At 71.3% G+C, this 1,007-nt stretch carries 1 protein-coding gene; it reads right to left on the bottom strand.

Translation table 11 applies throughout. From position 1 onward, the window contains the following. Nucleotides 1-3 precede the first annotated feature (3 nt). Nucleotides 4-1,007, bottom strand: a 1,004-nt coding sequence (locus DPV74_RS41525) for a PD-(D/E)XK nuclease family protein (RefSeq protein WP_205571993.1), incomplete at its 5' end; no start/stop codon positions are given.

Below are 1,007 nucleotides of genomic sequence, written 5' to 3'. Positions count from 1 at the left end.
CGTTCATGCGCGGCCCCCTTCCATCATCCGGTCGAGTGCGTCGACAAGCGCGCGCGCGGGCCGCCGCGCATGCACGCCGGCCGGCTCGCCGCCGCTGCGCCAGCCGGGCCGTACACCCCGCACGAACAGGTACAGGTAGCCCGCGACGTGCGTGTCGTAGTCGTAATCGGGCAACCGCCCGCGCAGGTAGCGATGCAGCGCGACCGTATAGAGCAGCGCCTGCAGGTGATACGCGTGGTCGGCCATCGCGACGTCGAGCGCGCGCGGGCCATAGGCGTCCGGCGTCGTGCCGAGATGGTTCGACTTCCAGTCGACGATCCAGAAGCGGCCGTCGTGTTCGACGATCATGTCGATGAAACCCTTGATGAAACCGGCGAGCATGCCCGCCTCCAGTGCAACGTCCGGGTAGCCGTGCGCGACCAGCAGGCGGCGTAGCGCCATCAGGTCGAGCGACGGCGCCGGGAACAGGAACCCCATTTCGTCGAGCCGCTTCGCGGGATCGAGATCGACGAGCCGCATGCCCGGCACGAGCTCGGTGTGCACGACGTCATCGACCAGTTGCACCATCATCGCCGGCAGACGTGTCGCGAGTTCGGGCCCGGCCTCGACCGGCCGGTCGTGCAGCGCACCGAGCGCGGCCTTCGGCCACGACTCGGGCTCCGTGAACCGGCTGAGCTCGAACAGGCGGTGCAGGCACTCGCCGGCCGCCGCGCCGCGCGGGAACACGAGGATGTCGTCGTCCGGCGGTTCGGGCGCAACCGTATCGGCCAACAACCACTCGGCATCCGGCGCGACCGCGGCAAGCGCATCGTGGTCGGGCCGCAGTTCGTCATCCGGCACGGCCGCGACGCCCGCCTCCTCGCGCGCCATCGACGCGGTCAGCGAACTGAAGCTGGCCATCCGCCAGGCATCGCGCAGCACGCGCGTCGCATGGCGCGCCGCAAGCGTCTGCGACGCGTCGTGCCCGGCCGCCAGACGCTCGGGGCGCGCAGGCGCCGGCAGCGGCG

This window comes from Burkholderia sp. HAN2018, assembly GCF_024704855.1.
In the GTDB taxonomy this organism is placed as follows: Bacteria; Pseudomonadota; Gammaproteobacteria; order Burkholderiales; family Burkholderiaceae; genus Burkholderia; species Burkholderia cepacia.
Note: the sequence above shows the minus strand (reverse complement) of the source record. Positions and strands in the feature narration are given on the sequence as shown.